Annotated in this window: 20 protein-coding genes, 2 tRNA genes and 1 riboswitch; of the genes, 6 read left to right on the forward strand and 16 right to left on the reverse strand. The window is 36.9% G+C overall.

Going from position 1 to position 16,923, the window contains the following annotated elements:
- Nucleotides 1–121: 121 nt before the first annotated feature.
- A tRNA-Ser gene (locus LV92_RS02070) sits at nt 122–205 on the forward strand.
- A 43-nt stretch (nt 206–248) separates the two neighbouring features.
- Nucleotides 249–326: transfer RNA gene (locus LV92_RS02075), tRNA-Pro, on the forward strand.
- Nucleotides 327–989: 663 nt separating this feature from the next.
- Here LV92_RS02075 and LV92_RS02080 read toward each other — a convergent pair.
- The 3 genes from LV92_RS02080 to LV92_RS22145 all read right to left on the reverse strand — a co-directional run bounded on the left by LV92_RS02080 (nt 990) and on the right by LV92_RS22145 (nt 2,112).
- Complete coding sequence (locus LV92_RS02080) at nt 990–1,250, reverse strand: hypothetical protein (RefSeq protein WP_111622010.1); 261 nt, start codon at nt 1,248–1,250, stop codon at nt 990–992.
- Nucleotides 1,232–1,828, reverse strand: a complete 597-nt coding sequence (locus LV92_RS02085; RefSeq protein ID WP_111622011.1) for a methyltransferase domain-containing protein — start codon at nt 1,826–1,828, stop codon at nt 1,232–1,234. The genes LV92_RS02080 and LV92_RS02085 overlap by 19 nt, the downstream gene beginning before the upstream one ends.
- A 95-nt stretch (nt 1,829–1,923) precedes the next feature.
- Complete coding sequence (locus tag LV92_RS22145; protein WP_394336253.1) at nt 1,924–2,112, reverse strand: GDCCVxC domain-containing (seleno)protein; 189 nt, start codon at nt 2,110–2,112, stop codon at nt 1,924–1,926.
- 231 nt (nt 2,113–2,343) lie between these two features.
- Between LV92_RS22145 and LV92_RS02090 the strand changes: the two genes are divergently transcribed.
- Nucleotides 2,344–3,024: a Crp/Fnr family transcriptional regulator gene (locus LV92_RS02090; RefSeq protein WP_111622012.1), complete on the forward strand. Its 681-nt coding sequence runs from the start codon at nt 2,344–2,346 to the stop codon at nt 3,022–3,024.
- A 317-nt stretch (nt 3,025–3,341) separates the two neighbouring features.
- On the opposite strand, the gene LV92_RS02095 is transcribed toward LV92_RS02090, so the two are convergent.
- From LV92_RS02095 to LV92_RS02110, 4 genes are all read right to left on the reverse strand, one after another.
- Nucleotides 3,342–4,256 carry a GlxA family transcriptional regulator gene (locus LV92_RS02095; protein WP_111622013.1) on the reverse strand — a complete coding sequence of 305 codons (915 nt, stop codon included), beginning with the start codon at nt 4,254–4,256 and terminating at the stop codon, nt 3,342–3,344.
- Nucleotides 4,257–4,664: 408 nt separating this feature from the next.
- Complete coding sequence (locus LV92_RS02100) at nt 4,665–5,159, reverse strand: helix-turn-helix domain-containing protein (protein WP_245946216.1); 495 nt, start codon at nt 5,157–5,159, stop codon at nt 4,665–4,667.
- Between the two features lie 89 nt (nt 5,160–5,248).
- Entirely contained in the window at nt 5,249–5,650 is a 402-nt protein-coding gene (locus tag LV92_RS22150) for a DUF6010 family protein (protein ID WP_111622014.1), read from the reverse strand.
- A 44-nt stretch (nt 5,651–5,694) separates the two neighbouring features.
- Nucleotides 5,695–6,357 carry an adenylate/guanylate cyclase domain-containing protein gene (locus LV92_RS02110; RefSeq protein ID WP_111622015.1) on the reverse strand — a complete coding sequence of 221 codons (663 nt, stop codon included), beginning with the start codon at nt 6,355–6,357 and terminating at the stop codon, nt 5,695–5,697.
- A 330-nt stretch (nt 6,358–6,687) separates the two neighbouring features.
- Here LV92_RS02110 and LV92_RS02115 point away from each other — a divergent pair, with 330 nt between their 5' ends.
- The 3 genes from LV92_RS02115 to LV92_RS02125 all read left to right on the forward strand — a co-directional run bounded on the left by LV92_RS02115 (nt 6,688) and on the right by LV92_RS02125 (nt 9,459).
- A complete protein-coding gene (locus LV92_RS02115) occupies nt 6,688–7,557 on the forward strand; it encodes a DMT family transporter (protein ID WP_262511289.1) in 870 nt (289 codons plus the stop codon).
- 139 nt (nt 7,558–7,696) lie between these two features.
- Nucleotides 7,697–7,808: riboswitch (TPP riboswitch) on the forward strand.
- Between the two features lie 60 nt (nt 7,809–7,868).
- Nucleotides 7,869–8,471 carry a nicotinamide riboside transporter PnuC gene (pnuC, locus tag LV92_RS02120; RefSeq protein ID WP_111622016.1) on the forward strand — a complete coding sequence of 201 codons (603 nt, stop codon included), beginning with the start codon at nt 7,869–7,871 and terminating at the stop codon, nt 8,469–8,471.
- Nucleotides 8,440–9,459 (forward strand): acyl-CoA dehydrogenase family protein, encoded by a 1,020-nt coding sequence (locus LV92_RS02125; RefSeq protein WP_111622017.1) that lies wholly within the window; start codon nt 8,440–8,442, stop codon nt 9,457–9,459. The genes pnuC and LV92_RS02125 overlap by 32 nt, the downstream gene beginning before the upstream one ends.
- Nucleotides 9,460–9,480: 21 nt before the next feature.
- On the opposite strand, the gene LV92_RS02130 is transcribed toward LV92_RS02125, so the two are convergent.
- The 9 genes from LV92_RS02130 to LV92_RS02175 all read right to left on the reverse strand — a co-directional run bounded on the left by LV92_RS02130 (nt 9,481) and on the right by LV92_RS02175 (nt 16,888).
- Entirely contained in the window at nt 9,481–11,742 is a 2,262-nt protein-coding gene (locus tag LV92_RS02130; RefSeq protein ID WP_146613494.1) for a carbohydrate binding family 9 domain-containing protein, read from the reverse strand.
- A gap of 503 nt (nt 11,743–12,245) precedes the next feature.
- Nucleotides 12,246–12,416 carry a Lacal_2735 family protein gene (locus LV92_RS02140; protein WP_111622020.1) on the reverse strand — a complete coding sequence of 57 codons (171 nt, stop codon included), beginning with the start codon at nt 12,414–12,416 and terminating at the stop codon, nt 12,246–12,248.
- A 2-nt stretch (nt 12,417–12,418) separates the two neighbouring features.
- Nucleotides 12,419–12,961: a glutathione peroxidase gene (locus LV92_RS02145; protein ID WP_111622021.1), complete on the reverse strand. Its 543-nt coding sequence runs from the start codon at nt 12,959–12,961 to the stop codon at nt 12,419–12,421.
- A gap of 3 nt (nt 12,962–12,964) precedes the next feature.
- Complete coding sequence (locus LV92_RS02150; RefSeq protein WP_111622022.1) at nt 12,965–13,648, reverse strand: SDR family NAD(P)-dependent oxidoreductase; 684 nt, start codon at nt 13,646–13,648, stop codon at nt 12,965–12,967.
- Between the two features lie 10 nt (nt 13,649–13,658).
- Nucleotides 13,659–13,889, reverse strand: coding sequence for a hypothetical protein (locus LV92_RS02155; protein WP_111622023.1), 231 nt, complete (start codon nt 13,887–13,889; stop codon nt 13,659–13,661).
- Nucleotides 13,890–13,893: 4 nt separating this feature from the next.
- The gene (gene folE / locus LV92_RS02160; protein WP_111622024.1) at nt 13,894–14,592 is read right to left on the reverse strand and encodes a GTP cyclohydrolase I FolE; all 699 of its coding nucleotides are present in this window, start codon (nt 14,590–14,592) and stop codon (nt 13,894–13,896) included.
- Nucleotides 14,593–14,646: 54 nt separating this feature from the next.
- Nucleotides 14,647–14,919, reverse strand: coding sequence for a TIGR03643 family protein (locus LV92_RS02165; protein ID WP_111622025.1), 273 nt, complete (start codon nt 14,917–14,919; stop codon nt 14,647–14,649).
- Nucleotides 14,916–15,254, reverse strand: coding sequence for a hypothetical protein (locus LV92_RS02170; protein WP_245946218.1), 339 nt, complete (start codon nt 15,252–15,254; stop codon nt 14,916–14,918). Before LV92_RS02170 ends, LV92_RS02165 begins: the two co-directional genes overlap by 4 nt.
- 209 nt (nt 15,255–15,463) lie before the next feature.
- Nucleotides 15,464–16,888, reverse strand: a complete 1,425-nt coding sequence (locus tag LV92_RS02175; RefSeq protein ID WP_111622027.1) for an SDR family oxidoreductase — start codon at nt 16,886–16,888, stop codon at nt 15,464–15,466.
- Nucleotides 16,889–16,923 lie beyond the last annotated feature (35 nt).

Genomic DNA, 16,923 nt, shown 5'->3' on the forward strand with positions numbered 1-16,923 from the left:
AAGTAGAATAAATAACTAATTAGCAAGAACAAGTAAAAAAAAATTGAAAAATTGTTGCGTTCTTATGAATGAAAAAGTACATTTGCAACCGCATTTTTAATGCGTGAGCTTTAAAATTATTGGAGAGGTGCCGGAGTGGTAACGGAGCAGATTGCTAATCTGTCGACGGGTAACTGTCGCCAGGGTTCGAGTCCCTGTCTCTCCGCTTTTTTTTAGAGTAGTATTATTGAGATGGTTTTAACCATTCTCGGGGTGTAGCGTAGCCCGGTTATCGCGCCGCGTTTGGGACGCGGAGGTCGCAGGTTCGAATCCTGCCACCCCGACCAAGAAAATCCGATCACGAAAGTGATCGGATTTTTTGTTTTCTGACGCGTAGTGCCACTGGGCACTTAAGCGTCGGAAAACAAAAAAATAAGAACAGGCGCCAGCCTGCATCGGATTATTTTGAGCACCGAAACCTAAACAGGTTCTCCTAGCACAGCGAGGTAATCCACTTTGGTATTCTAATTTTTCCTTTTGCCACTGGGCACTTAAGCTTAGGAAAACAAAAAATACGTACAGACGCCAGCCTGTGTCGGATTATCTTGAGCACCCAGCCTCCTGATAGCTATCGGGACAGGATCACCGAGAAGAGCGAGGTAATCCTGAATTGGCATGTTCGGATTTTAAAGCGTAGCACCGTTAGGCGGTTAAGCAATGGAAACAAAAAAACCGTACAGACGCCAGCCTGTATCGGATTATCTTGAGCACCGACCCGTCACGATAGCTGTAGGGACATGTTCACCGAACTCAATGAGGTAATTTCACCAACCCGACTGACCGGGCCTGGCTAAAAAACATGAAATTCATCAAATAAGGGCAATTCGTTCAATTCTGAGTGTAAGAAAGGGAGAGGTATTCATACCTTAGTACTTTTATGCCATTGGACTTTGCTTTTGGCAATACAACATCGCTATTTTGTTAAATAGTTAATTACGACCTTATCTTTTTTAAATCTCACGTCGTTTGGTAATGAATGATTTTAGTTCTTTTATTGCAATAATCTCATTATCGTTTTTCGGATCGGATATTTTTTTTAAATAGCTTGAGAAGTAGAGAATATAAATTTCCTCGGTCAAAATATTATGTATGGTAACATTGTCAAAGCCAATGATTTTGAGCTTTTCAACACCTTGTATCAATAGCGCTTCCTTAGTTTTTTGAATGTGATTCAAATTTTTATTCATGGCTATCAAAATTTCTTTTCCCAAAAGTTTAGTTTCCCATTGTAGGCCGTAAATTCTAAATCAAAACCTTCTGGAATTTCTACCCACATACTCCAATAGGTAACAACACGAGTTCCAATGGGCGTTTTTTTTAATTGATTTTCTACATATTCTGAATACGTAAAATATAATTTTTCGTCTAAAACGATTTTGTTGTCTATTAAAAGGGAATTATCTATGTTTTCGTAAAAGGGGTTATAAAAATAGAAGGCATCATAATCAGAAAAAGAAATTTCTGTAATATTGGAGTGAAAAAATTCTACATTATTTATATGATGTGTTTTTGCTATACTTTGACATAAGGTAACAAGTTCCTTTCGTTGCTCAACACCATAAAAAATGCCCTTTGTTGAAGCTGCTCCTATTAAACAAAACTTCCCTGCTCCCGAGCCAATATCCAAAACTTTGCATTGTGGTTTATCCACTAAATAATCGGCCGCTAATTTAGCTACTTCTACAGGTGTCCAATGGCGCTCAGAAAGCTTTTTGATACGCAGCGGATAGAGTGAGTTAAAAAGATGGTCTTCAATGTCAATATTTAATTGCAGATTTTTAAAAATCATTGTGTGTAAACTTGATTAGCTAATAAGGCAACAGTAGCTATTTTAGTTGTTAAAATTGCAAGCTAGTATTTATGAGTAAAGATTTACTGGTATTTTTATTTATTCTTCTTTATTTTCATTTGTGCTTTTGGACATATTTTATCACTATATGTACAATAAACACAACAGTCATTTGTATCTTTTATTCCAAAAAGAGTATGACAAAACACACACCTACTATTAATATGTTTGCCGATTTGGGGCATTTTTTCTTTGTATTTAGAACCGCAGATTGGACAGCTCATTGTTGCATAAGAAATTAATTTTACCAAACGAAATAGTTTTAATTTTTTAGATGAATCGGAATTCTATAAAAGATTTCATCGTTATTTTGTTCATTAATAAATAACTGCAAACCATGGATGTAAAATTACCATGTCTAAAAATAAATGTGCTTGATGGGAGTCTTGGAAAAGTTTGATTTAAATCAAGTTTTAAATTAAAAAATAATTAAGACGTAACTTTATGACCCAATTATGATTACTAAATTCACATTCAATAGCCAGTATATTTTAAATGAATTACCTCCAGCTGATAAAGATTTGCTTGAGGAATTAATGATTGATAAAAAGTATCGTAAAAACCAACCCATATTTACGGAAGGCACCTTGCCATCGGGTATTTTTTATTTGCAAAGCGGTAAAGTAAAAAAATACAAAATAGACAATGATGGGCGAGAACAAATTATTTATATCTACAATGAAGGTGAGTTTTTTGGCTATTCATCGGTTTTAAGTGAAAATACTTACGGAGATACAGCAGTCGCCATAGAAAACGCTATTATCTCATTTATAACCATTAAGGATTTTAATGAGATACTTAACGCTTCTTCATCATTTTCTCGTTTGCTATTGAAAAGTTTAAGCCACGAATTTAGTGTTTTGGCAAATCTTATAGCGGTATTATCTCAACGTACTGTTAGGGAAAGAGTGGCTCTTAATTTATTAATTTTACATGATAAATATAAGGTTGATGCTTTGGCAATTACCTATATTAAGCTTTCGCGCTCAGATTTAGCCAATATGGCTGGGACAGTGGTTGAAACTTTAGCACGTGTACTTCATGATTTTAAACATGATAAACTTATTGCTACAGATGGTCGTAAAATTCAATTGCTAAATATTGAACGTCTCATACAGATTGCGAATTTTTATTGATCTAATTAATTTCTTGTTAACCTCTACAGGAGCTTAGGAAGGAGGAAAACAAAAAAAATAAGGACAGGCGTTGGCCTGTGTTCGATTTTCTTGAGTACCGACGCCCATAAGGGATCATAGAAGGTGGAGGATAAACCTTAACTAGTGGCACTTGGTTTGTAAAGAGTTTAACTCGAGCTGCTTAAGGATTAAAGATTGTTTGGGGTTGAGCATTATAAGTTGGTTTAGGATTTTAAGACTATATCCTAGTCTTTTGAATTTTTCCTTTTTGGCAGTTATCCTTAAAATCCATTAGCTAATTTTAGTTTTATTGTGGCTCATTTTTTTAAAATTCTTTGTAGTTGTCTTGCACTTTTAAATCCACATTTAGAAGCTATATATTCAACGGTATAGTCGGGGTTATTAAGCATGGTACTGGCATATTCTTTTCGCAATAGGGTCAGATATTCCAGAATTGTTAACCCTGTTCTGTCCTTAAATACCCTGCTAAGATTTCGTGAACTCATCCCCACAAGTGAAGCTAAGGATTCTATGTCATTCTCTTTAGAAAGATTATCAATTAAATAATCTTGAACTTGATGCACATGTGGATTGATATGGTTTCTATAATCGAGGTAAATGCTTTGCTGTTTGTGTTTTCCACCCCTCCGATGATAAACAACAAGGCCTCTTGCCACTTTATGCGTAAATAGAGGCCCCTTTAAATCTTCAAGAATGGCCAAGGCAAGATCGATTCCTGCACTTATGCCGGCACTTGTGTAAACATTATTACTCTTAATATATAATATATCGGCTACAACCTTTGCCTGTGGAAATTGGAGTTGCAGCTCATTTATTCTTCGCCAATGTGTAGTACATTCTGTATCCTTTAATAAACCCGCATACCCTAAAGCAAAAGCTCCGTTACAAATGGAACACACCATTACCCCTGTCTCAGAAACATCTTTGAGCCATTTGAAAAATTCTTTTTCAGCCTTAAAAGCTATACTGTTAACGTAATCAAAATGCATACCTGGAACAAAGACAAAATCCCCTTCATTTAAATTGGCTTCACTATAGTTCTTGATTTTTTCAAACCCCAATCCAGCCGTACTTACAGGTTTATCCTGAAATTGATAAAATTCAATATCAATTTGAAGGCCATAAAATTTAGCCTCGGTAAAAACCTGCACCGGACCTGCAAGGTCAAGTAATTCAACAGTTGGTGGAATAATAAAGGCGACCTTTTGCATATTTTTGGTTTTTAATCTATTTCATAAAGGTAAGCCAAGTCTAATTTTAATATCAGACATTAAGGCGTCAATTACAGACGATCTATTCAAGTTATCCTGAATTTAATATATCCAAAGGATATCCCATATCTAAATAGACAAAAAAAAGCCGTCCACTAATGAACGGCCTATAAAATTAACCAAGCGTTATCTAAATGCAATCTGCACATGTACATGTTGAACCACATTTGCAATTAACACATTTACAATTTGGATTTCCGCATTTTACATTGTCTGTTTTTTGAGCGCTATTGCTCACTGTTGTTGATTTCATAATTATGTTTTTTATTGTTTTTTAATGGAGTAAAAGTAGCCTATGTAAGGATTTCGTTGTTATACATCTTTGGGAATTGATTGTACAGTTTTGAGTTAAATCTTGTCCATTGCGAAACGGTGGGCAATAGCCATTCCCTTAAAAAAAGTAGGAGTTAAACCAGTAATATTTTTAAACTGTTTTGATAGATGGGATACACCACAATAATTTAGTTCACAGGCAATTTGTGATAATGTCATCTGGTCATAGATCAACAACTCCTTCGCTTTTTCAATGCGCTGTTCAATAAAATAATTCTCAATTGTTCTTCCTTCAACAAATGAGAATAAACTACTCAAGTAAGTATACTCATGATGAACGTTCTCGGAGAGGTAGGTAGACAAATTTACTCTAATGGCCTTTTCATCCACTTCATTACGAGCCCTTTTAATCACGAGGTTTTTAATTTTCTCAATAAGACCCCCGGTTTTATTATCAATAATTTCGAAGCCTAGTGCATTGAGTTTTTCATTTAGCTGCTCTTTTTCATTTGTTGAAGGCGCTAACATTAACCTTATTTCCCCAATATTGACTTTTTGAAAAGGGATCATATTATTTTTAAAATATTTTCAACTGCAAGTATACAGCGGTTGCAGACCATATTTTTAATAAGTAGTGTAGTAGTATTCATAATACTTATTTATTGGTTAAATCTTTTTATTGTAAACTGGTTGTTGAAGACTAAAATATAAGCACTAACTGTAAAATCAAGTGATGAGCAAAACATATCGTAGCTTGGAGGAATCAATCCTGGGTTTGAAAAGAAATTATAGGCAACATCCCAACATCCATGCAGAAAATAACCGAGAGCAAGTATATGAACACCCTTTCTGATGCCATAATAGGCCAAAAACAGGAACAAAACTGCTTGGATGGCATTTATCACCAGAGCCTGTATATCTGTCCAGACAAAACCTACATAGAGAAATCCGATTCCAGACAGGATAAGCCCATAAACTAATTTTTTGTCCAATTGTTTTACTATGCTAAATAGTAATATAATGAGAAGTCCCGAGGAAATACCTATTGTGATTGGAATCATAATATTTTGTTTTTTAAATCGACTTAATTGGAAATTAGCTAATTTTAAGATTGCTCATGCATTTCTAGGCATTGAACACTACTTTGGCTCTTATTATATTCTTCGCTACATTGTATGGAGCAAAAATAGATTTGGTTTTCATTTGGATGATGGAAGGCATTTTGAGGGTTGACGATCAACATACGGCAAATGGGATCGATAAGAGTAGTTTTTGTTTTTTCGATACTTACTTCATATATTTCTTTCTGTCCATTAATATTTTTAAATAGATGACTACCCATGGGTTTAAATGCACAAATAGATTTGTTCGTTAATGATTTCACAAAGTCATCAGAACACCAAAAGGTGCCTGCAATAGCATTGGCGGCAATTCTTGACGCCAGATTTACAGTAGATCCATAATAATTATCGTCCCGGTTCAAAACTTTACCAAAATGTAAGCCCCCATGTATCTGAAGAAAATATTCTTCGTTTGATGTATTGGTTTCTAAATTAAGTGCAGTGGCAAGTAAAAAGTCAGGACAGTCGGAGATGAACATAATTTCATCCCCTGTACGCTGATGCATTTTGCTGTCACCAACAAGGCAATTTTCTGCGATACGTATATATTTGTCAATTAAATTAGCAGCAGAGGTGGCGCCATGGGTTTCTGTAAGCGCAGTATATCCCGATAAATCTGCTATTAGAATGGCTATATTTTTTTCCATCGATAATATTTTATAATACAAATGTATCCTAGAATTAATGCTTGCAACGGACAACAAGATGTCAAAAACGGACAATCCATTTGTTAATTTAGCAGAGGCAAATTTTAAATTGAAATCATCTGGTCCAAGGAAAATACAAAACCAGCAGCTCTCGACGCTGTGAAGTAATTTCGCCCCCCTCTCTAATACACAGACTTCAAGTAGTATGGAATTCTAAAATCGTTGATTCTTAGAATTTATACGCCTATAAGCGTAAGGAAAGGTGAGGTATTCATACCTTAGCACTTTTAAGTCAATAAACATTGGCTTTGGCAAAACAACAACGATATTTTGTTAAATATTAAATGGAGTAAATCTTCCGGATTGGATTTTAAAAAAGCAGTGCTTTTTATGACCATCAGCACCTTTTCATTTGCGTTGATGAATGTATCCGTAAAATATTTAGACCGAATCCCAACATTTCAAATTGTGTTTTTCAGATGTTTTGGTTCCTTGGTATTGGCAACCACCTATATTTTGGTCAAGGGGATTCCCATTTTTGGAATCAAGAGAAGACTTATGTTGTTACGAGCTGTGTTGGGCCTAACGGCCATGAGTTTGTTCTTTCTTTCCTTAAAATACTTGAACGTTGGTACGGCAGTTTCATTGCGGTATATAGCTCCAATTTTTGCGGCTGTTTTTGCCGTTTTCGTGTTAAGGGAAAAGTTGAAAAATATTCAATGGCTTTTCTTTATAACTGCTTTTGCAGGGGTACTTGTTTTAAAAGGGTTTGATGGCAATATTAATACCATAGGGTTGACGCTTATCTTAACCGCCTCCGTTTTTAGTGGAATGGTCTATGTGGTTATTAGAAAAATAGGAGTTTCCGATCACCCTGCCGTTGTGGTAAATTATTTTATGTTCGTAGGTACCGTAATTGGCGGACTTTTGGCTATTGCCGTTTGGGTAAGGCCTATGGGTTACGAATGGATGTTTTTACTTCTGTTAGGTGTCTTTGGTTTCATGGGGCAATTATATATGACCAAAGCATTTCAAATAGCAAAAACAAACCTTGTTGCACCCTTAAAATACATTGAGGTGATTTTTACAATTTCCATCGGTGTTTTATGGTTCAATGAGTCCTACACTATTTATAGTTTTATTGGACTATTTATGATTATTTCAGCCTTGGTGTTGAATACATTGGTGAAGAAAGATTAAATATCCACCTTCACTACCTTCATGATAGACGTATAAAATTACACTTTCACTTTCAAGTATGACTATCTAGTTTAGTAGTATTCTTTTTTGAAATACATATCTAAAAATGGACTACATATCGCAAATAAGTTTTAGCTTTGTCCTTGAAATGGGGTGCTTGCCATTAAAGGCGGGCTGAGAAGATACCCAGGAGTTTTAGCTCCGAACCTGATCCGGATAATGCCGGCGTAGGGATTTTAGTTCGATGTTGCACCATTGCAAGTCGGTACTTTCTTCATCTTCCCATTTCATAAACAAAGATTAGGGAATCGATGGAGAATTTTTTTACACACCTTACTTGGTTGCAGGCAATTGGAACAGTTCTTGGAGTAGCGCAAGTGCTATTGGCAAGGAATAATAATATCCACAACTATTTATTCGGGATTGTTTCCATTCTGATTGGCATCTGGGTACTATACCAAACAAAACTGTATGCGGATATTGTACTGCATCTTTACTATTTGCTTATGAGTATCTACGGCTGGCTTTATTGGAAGTATGGTAGGCAAAAAGAAGAAACTCCTATTACTTACTCGGATAGATCGGAACAGATTAAGGCAGTTGGCATTGTAATGGCCTGTTTTGCACTGATGGTCTACTGGCTAAGGTTTTATACCAATTCGGATGTTCCTATCTGGGATGCGGCTATAAGTGCCTTTGCTTGGGCCGGGATGTGGCTCATGGCCAAAAGAAAGATAGAGAATTGGATCTACTTAAATATTAGTAATATTATTTCAATTCCCTTGCTCTTGTACAAAGAACTGTACATTTATGCAGGCTTGACCATTTTCTTGTTTATAGTTGGAACCTCGGGATATTTTAAATGGAGAAAATTAATTATAGATGGCACTAGTGGACAACCTTTACAAGCTTAGAAAATTATATCAGGGAGCTGAGGTGTTTCCGCAAGATGTTTTGGATTGGATCAACAATGAAAACCTCTGGAACATATGGGTTCCTGAAACTTATGGCGGATTGGAACTACCCCTATCAGAGGGATTGTCCAGGCTTAGGGAATTGGCCAAGATTGATGCCAGCTTGGGATGGACCATCACATTATGTAGTGGGGCCAATTATTTTATAGGCAATTTACGGCCAAGTAAGGCCAAGGAAATTTTTATGACGGCAGGAGTTTCCCCTTGTTTAGGGGGAAGTGGAGGGGTTTTTGGTACGGCTGAAATTGTTGATGATCAGTACAAAATTTCAGGAAAATGGCACTACGCCACTGGCGCTCCCTACCTCACACATTTCACATTAAACGCACAAATATTGGAAAACGGGATCCAATTGCGGAATGATGACGGGTCGCCTAGGGTGCAGTCATTTGTAATTCCTAAAGATGCGGTGCAGGTCATTGAAGACTGGAATACCATGGGTCTAAAAGCTACCGCCACCCATTCTTTTGCTGTTGCAGATTATATGGCCCATAAGAGCTGTAGTTTTGGCTATGATGATTGCCATCTGCCTCACCCTATTTTTAAAATTCCCTTTGCCCTATTTGCCGATTTAACGCTATGGGTAAATTATATAGGTATTGCCGATCATTTATTGGAAGAAGTCGGTTCAGATATAGGCAAAGGGAAGTTGAACGATTTGGAAGAGATTATTCTAGAGTCCGATCGAAAAATATTCTTTTACGCCAGTGAGATTGAGAAAAGGATCGATGAAAAAAGGGCGATTGAGGCGGATTTTATGGAAGAAATACACCATGTGGCCGTACAATCGGTGAAAGGGATTTCTAGGAATATCATAGAAATCTTCCCAAGTTTGGGAGTGAAGGCAAGTACAAATGGCCATAACTTAAACCAAATTTTCTGTGATTATTTTACGGCAACCCAACATCACATTTTTACAAGGAAATAATAGAGAAAGTAAATAAGCCGCTTAAAGATTAATCCAATAGGTAAGTTTAAATACCAAAGCCCTATTCTTACTCGTAAAATTGGAAGGAAAATAATTTTCGGTATAAACAATATAGAAATCGGAAGCCGGTTTATATCGCCATTGAAACCTAGCATTCAAATTCATGTTGTCCGTTAAATTATTGTACTGGTAATAACCAGTGAAGAACAGCTTATCCGTAAAGGTAACATCGAGCTTTGGTCCTAGAAGAAATAACTCTGCTTCACCATAATCTTCATCCAATTTAAGATTATTATAGTCAAAACGCATTGCAATATTTACATATGGTTGAAAGCGCATATCCAGCTGCCCGGATATATTTAGATTGGTGCCATTGTAAAATCCGCCATAAGTAGAATTTAAAAGGAAATTCATTTTCTTGACCGTGTTACTTTGATAGGAAGCAGAAATAGTATTCCAACGATATTCCTCTCCCTCTAGAAATTTTCTGGATTCCCCATCGTTCACTGGATTAAAATCAAAGGTCAATTGTTGAAAAATATGGGCTAAATCGAAGGTTAGGTTTGCAGAATTTTTAAAATCGAATACATAGGCTATGGCAAATTCCCTATCTACCAAATTACCATTAGGTAAATAGGTGTCATTTATTCTGGCTTGGGGCCCTGAATAAAGCAAACTGTTGTTCTCGGGGTAAATTTTGTAGGCTACTTCGGAATAATAGCCCATTTGTCCAGGATAGACCATACTTCCAGGTACATAACCAACTTCGGCATTAAAGTTCTTATCAACAAAGAAGGTTCCCAAATTAGCTAAAAGGCTACGGTCCGAATATTGAAAGAAGGCTGAACCGGACATGGTCTTGGCTTTGTTTCTATTGTCGAAGGATTGGGCCAGAAACGAACTGTGGTACCACCTGTTATCCTTACTTCTCATCACTAAATCGGCATCAAGGACCCTGTTGTAAGTGTTTGGCCTAAGACGATCTTCCAAGGTAGGTCTGCCGAAAATACTGGGGTGGTAATATTTCAGGGAATCACTTTCCGTTACCCCCAAACTTTCTTTGTTCACAAAGGTCATGGAAAAACTGGATTGTTCGTGAAACATTCTTTGAACCGTTGCCACGGTATAGTTTTGGGCGGGTAATCCCAATTCCAACATTTTCTTTGTGTGCATATTCATGACCCCTAAACGCCATTTTTCGTTTATAGTTCCACTAAGTCTCGCCCCATACATTATAGGTACTTTCTGGGGAATTCCGGTAGAATCCTGGATTATGCCGATACGTCTGGAGAAAAATGGTCTGGCCGAATCAAAACCGGCATTGTCAAAAAGGTCGCTATTTTCTAGAAAAAATTGTCTTCTTTCCGGGAACCTAAATTCGAACCTTGATAAATTTAGTATTTGTTCATCAACTTCTATTTGGGAGAAATCGGGATTCACCGTAAGGTCTAAATTCATGGAAGGGCTAATGCTTACTTTCGCATCGAATCCAGTCTGTAGTTCTGTTGAGGAATCTTTTGGATCTACCTCCCTATCTTCGAACGTACCTCCAGAAATATAAGGGATAAGTGAAATATTGGAACTGGCCTTGGGAATAGGACCCTCCCAAACAAGCTGGCCCGCATAGGCAAAGGTACCGGTATAGAATTGTCTGGGTGTGCGCACCCAGGCAGACTTTATATTCCGTTTTTTATCCAGTCGATCAAAAGTAACATTCCATTCTTTTACATCACTTTTGTATTTAAAACTCTTAAACGGGATTGCCAATTCGGCAATCCATTTGTCCTCGTATCTAACTACCTTGGAGTACCACTTATTGTCCCAGTATATATTGAAGGCGTTTTCGCCATTTCCGCCGCTGGATACCGTTCCCTCTCTTTGCGCCCCTATAGCAGTTACATTAAAGAAATAACCGTTCAAACGGTCGTTGTACGGTCCAAATATAAAGGAAACATTATCGTTGATGGCGTAATTAAAATCCCTTCTAAGAGTACTCACTACATCTGGGGTGTTGTCATCATAACATACAAAGGATACATATAGAAACTCGTCGTTATAAGTCATCCGAGCTTCTGTTTGAAAAGGGGAGGGCAAGCTATCCACGGGAAAGTTTTGGTACCAATCGTCGGCTACGTCGGCTTCCTTCCAGGCATTTTCATCCAGGACCCCGTCCAGCACAATGTCGCCTTGAAACTTTTTGATCTTCAATTTAGTGCCCGGTAGGTTTTGGGCATACACAATGGAAGATAAAAAAAGTAAGGTCAAATGTAAGCAACACTTCATTTGTTCCCAGTTTTATGGTTGGTTTTTGGTCTATATGACTTAAAGATAAACTATTTATGGTTATTATTTCTATAGCTGGCCAATCCAATTTTTATTGGATTTACCTTGAGATAGTTCGGAAATGCATGGGTATTTCAACGGACTATGTGATTTTAATTAGTAGGTATAATCTTAAAATTTCTTTTTCGATTGTGACCAATTCTTATTTGGCCTGTGAAATAAGTAAAGCTCAAGAGCTGGAGATGGAAATATAGTGCTGAATCAAGTGTTTGAGTCTGTAAAGTTTGCCATGGGTATTATGTCACCTAAGGATATATAAATCAATTCCAGAAATAGGATAATCTATAACTGGTAGATAGGAGTAAAAACAGAAAAATGGTTAAAGGCTTGTTGCCCAATCTTGGAAGTATAAGAGTATGAAAGATAGTTGTTACTAATTACACGGTAGTGGAATACATTAATGCTTTAAAGGCATGTACAAAATAATTGACGTATAAGTTTACTCAATTCTTTTGCAGGGCTACTAGTTCCTCCAGGACTTCCTGCGCTTCTGCATATTTTTCGTCGCTTTTAGAACGATTGATGCTGGAAAGTGTATGCCACTCCTTCATAAGTCCATTGTATTTTTCTTGAAGTTTTTCTTCCTTGGATTTGTTTTTGAATATTCCGAACATGACTATTTTTTTAAGAATTTAGTTATTTTAGAACTCATGGGCTTGGTGTTGGAAAAAAAATAATCGACCAAACTTCCCTTTTCGTCCACAAGATATTTCTGAAAATTCCATTTTACAGTAGAATTTTTATGGCCATTTACAGCTTTTTTAGTAAGCCACCTGTATAAAGGATGTTGGTCTTTTCCTTTAACATCGATTTTTTCTGTTATTATGAATTTTACCCCATAATTAACTTCACAAAATGTTTCAATTTCTGCTGCGCTACCTGGTTCTTGTCCTCCAAATTGATTGCAGGGCAACCCAATAACTACTAAATTGTTTTTATAGGAATCCTGGAGTTCCTGCAATTGCTTGTATTGTGGGGTAAAGCCACATTTTGAAGCCACATTTACAAATAGGATATGTTTGCCCTCAAAGTCTTTCAGATTCATGGGCTTACCGCTTAGGCTATTGATTTTGATATCATATATGGATTGCTGATCCATCTTTTCCTTGGGGTTGGTACTAGTGAATAAGGTTGCGGCAAAGGTTTTGAAGGGATTCATATACTATATTTTAAAAGTTACGATTCCATAGTCCATTTCAAATATTTGACCTGAGATCGAGGATGCTTTTTCAGATAATAGAAATTCGGCCATTTCCGCTACTTCCTTGGGATCCAGGAATTTTTTTAAAGGATGGCGCTCTTTAATATTTTCGATCATCTTTTCATTACGCAGAAGCTTTGAAGCTAATTGGGTATCCGTCACCGTAGGTGCAATGGCATTAATACGTACGTTGGGCGCCAATTCCGCACCTAGGGATTTTACCAAACCTTCCACGCCGGATTTGGCTGTGGCAATACTGGCGTGGTATGGCATTCCTAATTTGGAGGCCACAGTGCTAAAAAGTAACACTGAGGGGTGTTGCCCTTTTTTTAATACCTCCAAATACTTCTGAATGGTCTTGACGGCACCAATAACATTTATTTCAAAATCTTCCCTAAAGTCTTCCAAACTTAAACGCGCAATCGGTTTTAGATTGATACTTCCAGGACAGTAAACTATGGCGTCCAGGGCAGTAATTTCCGGTAAATCGTCCTTAAGGATATCAACATTATAATGTGTTAGGTTGGCGTGGGTATTTTCCGGCGCCGACCTACTAAGGTTGATTACTTTATGGGCATCTACCAAATTACCAACAATAGCTTTTCCTATTCCCTTACTGCCCCCTACAATGACTATTGTCTTCATTTTTTTTGTATTAAATATTGGTTACCAAATGTTTACCCTTTAACCTTTTTTCTACTTTACGTTTTATAGCGGTCAGGCGTTTCATGATATCCATAATCTTATCATCCTTCTTGCTCTTATAAATTTCATTCAGGCCCAAGATTAAGGCTTTTGCTTTTCTTGAAATTTCAATTCTGTCGCTTGTTGAAAGTGATCTTAATTTCCTTTGCTCAAATTCCAATGCTTCGTTGATGAGGTCCATAATTTTAGTCTTTAATGTAGTTTTGCAATTCTGCTATTTTTGATGGAGTATTAAATTTTCCTCCATAATAGGAGGTTACTGTTGCGGATGTTTCATCTTTGATGCCCCTTGAAGACACACAAAGGTGTTTGGCATCTATAATGACCGCAACGTCGTCAGTGCCCAAAATACGTTTCAAATCCTCTGCGATTTGATTAGTAAGGCGTTCCTGTACCTGTGGCCGTTTGGCATAGTACTGTACAATTCTATTCAATTTGGACAAACCTATTACCTTCCCCGAGGAGATATAGGCCACGTGTGCTTTTCCAATGATCGGTACAAAATGATGCTCGCAGTTGGAATAAAAGCTAATGTTCTTTTCCACCAACATTTGATTGTACTGATATTTATTATCGAATAATGCTATTTTTGGTTTGTTTGCCGGATTTAATCCCGAGAAAATCTCATCGATGTACATCTTGGCAACTCGCTCTGGAGTACCTTTTAGGGAATCATCCGTTAGGTCCAATCCCATGACATCCATAATTTCCTCAAACAATAGGGCAATACGCTGCTTTTTCTCTGTGTCAGACAGTTTAAAGGCATCTAGTTTCATTGGGGTTTCCAAACCTGTATAAAGATGGTCATCGCCAATATCCTCATGGGTAAAACCATTTAATTTATGTCCGTTTTTTTTGTTTAGGGTTAAGGTATCTGCATTCATATTATCTTTTTAGTGTGCTGTACTTATGAACTCATCCCATAAGTCAAAGCACTGTTATCTTTTTGAAATTGAGTTATGTGTAATCTGTTTTTGTCTAGAACATTTAAAGCGTCCTTGTTCAAAGGTTCTTAATTTTTGATGTTTGGTAGCGCGTCCTTGAACACGTTGGCGCCACATTTTAAAACTACTTGGTTTCATTTCCCGGCGCATTAGCTTAATTACTTCTTGTTCCGGTATTGAAAACTGATAGGTTATGGCTTCAAAAGGAGTTCTGTCTTCCCAGGCCATTTCAATAATTCGGTCAATATCCCTTTCGTTAAATCTCATTTAAAATTTAAAAAATCATATTTCGACTCGTATCTCGCTTTATATTTCAGCAACTTATGAAGGAAAGATTTACTGCTTTTAAAGGTCTCATCTTTTCTGAACCTAATAAATCGTCCTTGGGCATATAGACTGCTATAGTCACCTTTATACATGACCAATTGATAATAGGGAATAACCCAAGTGAAATTGCTAAAACCTTTAATTATTCTCACCAATATTCCTAGCGGACGTAATTCTATATTGGCATAAGTAGCATCAAAAGTGCTGTTGAGATAATCTTTCATATTGGCACTGGATTCCTCTATAATCATTCTTTTAGAAACAGTTCCTTTCAATTTTATTGTTTTTATAAAACTGAAAGGTTTCCCAACTACATCGTTTATTAGTAGGGAAATATCTTTATTATTGTGTGAGGTTTCTAAAATCATCTTATTCAAACGGTGTAATCAAAGTTACAAAATGTTTAAGGGTTTTTGAAATAAGTTAAACAGTATTACATTCTATTTTCTTATGATGGTATAGGCTATCACTATATAAAGGAGTTTTAATTGGTTACCAATTTATTGATCAGCCCATTGAAGATAAATCCATGAAATGGATACACGCTGTACCAGTACAAACGTCCGGCAAGTCCACGGGGCCTGAAGGTGGCAGTTTGTTTTAGAAGTCCATTTTCAATTTTAAACTCCAGCCAAGCTTCCCCTGGTAATTTCATTTCTGCGTATAACAAAAGTTTCTTTTCTTTCTTATCGCTGAAAATAACCCTCCAAAAATCCAGTGCATCCCCAGCATCCAATTCGGAAACATGGGTTCGTCCCCTACGCAGTCCAATACCTCCTACTAATTTGTCCAGATATCCTCTGATTTTCCAGAGAAAATTGCCGTAATACCAACCAGTGGTTCCACCAATAGACCAAATTTTGTTGATGGTGGCCTGCTCATTTTGGACTTTACGTTCTTTATAATCCTTAAAACATCCGTATTTGGGAACATTAATGTATTTGTGCAGGCTGTTCTTTAAGCGGCCGCTGCTCACCATGGAATCCTTCCAACTGGATATTATACTGTTTTGTTCAATTTTTTCGAAAGCCAATTGTACGGCCTCTTTATAGGTAATAGGGTGTACGTCCAGGAGTTGATTAATATTGCTGGGTTTCCCTACAATCTGAACTCCCATGCTATCCACTAATGTCGTTGCCAATTTGTAAGAGGTGGAGGTTACAAAATACAGCCAATACGAAGAGAGTTTTGGAGTCATGACCGGTACCGTTAAAATATACCGCTTTAACCCCCTTATTTGAGCAAATTCCAGGAGCATTTGCTTATAGGTCAAAATTTCTGGCCCAAAAATGTCATATGAGGTGTTAAAAAGCTCTTTCCTTCCTTTTGCCCGTGATAAGAAAGCCAATACATCCCTTACCGCCAAGGGTTGCGTTTTGGTATTGAGCCATTTTGGTGCTACCATTACGGGTAGTTTTTCGACCAGGTCCCTTATGATCTCAAAGGATGAACTTCCCGATCCAACAATGATACCTGCCTTAAAAACGGTAAGCCCGTAGGAATCCGAGGCTAAAATTTCTTCCACATTTTTTCTGGACTGTAAATGTTTGGAAAGCTGCTCTTCGTTTGTAATGCCACTTAGATAAATAACTTGCTTAAGGTTGGTAGTGGAAAAATAGGCTTTGAAATTGGCTGCACAAGCAGCTTCCAAACGTTCAAAATTATTTGAAGAGTTAGACATTGAGTGTATAAGATAATATGCCACATCAATATCTTTAGGTATGCCTTTAAGAGTTTCAGGTTTTAAAAAATCGGCCTCGATTATACTGATATTTTCATCATCAAGATAATTTTTATCAGCTCTTAATGTATCCCTTACAGCGCAAACCACATGATGCCCTTCGTTGGTTAAAATGGGAATCAATCGTTTACCGATATACCCTGTGGCGCCTGTTACGAGAATTTTCATTTGTTATATTTATTGGATAAATTGTTCAACTTCCG

The organism is Arenibacter echinorum, from assembly GCF_003259375.1.
GTDB lineage: Bacteria > Bacteroidota > Bacteroidia > Flavobacteriales > Flavobacteriaceae > Arenibacter > Arenibacter echinorum.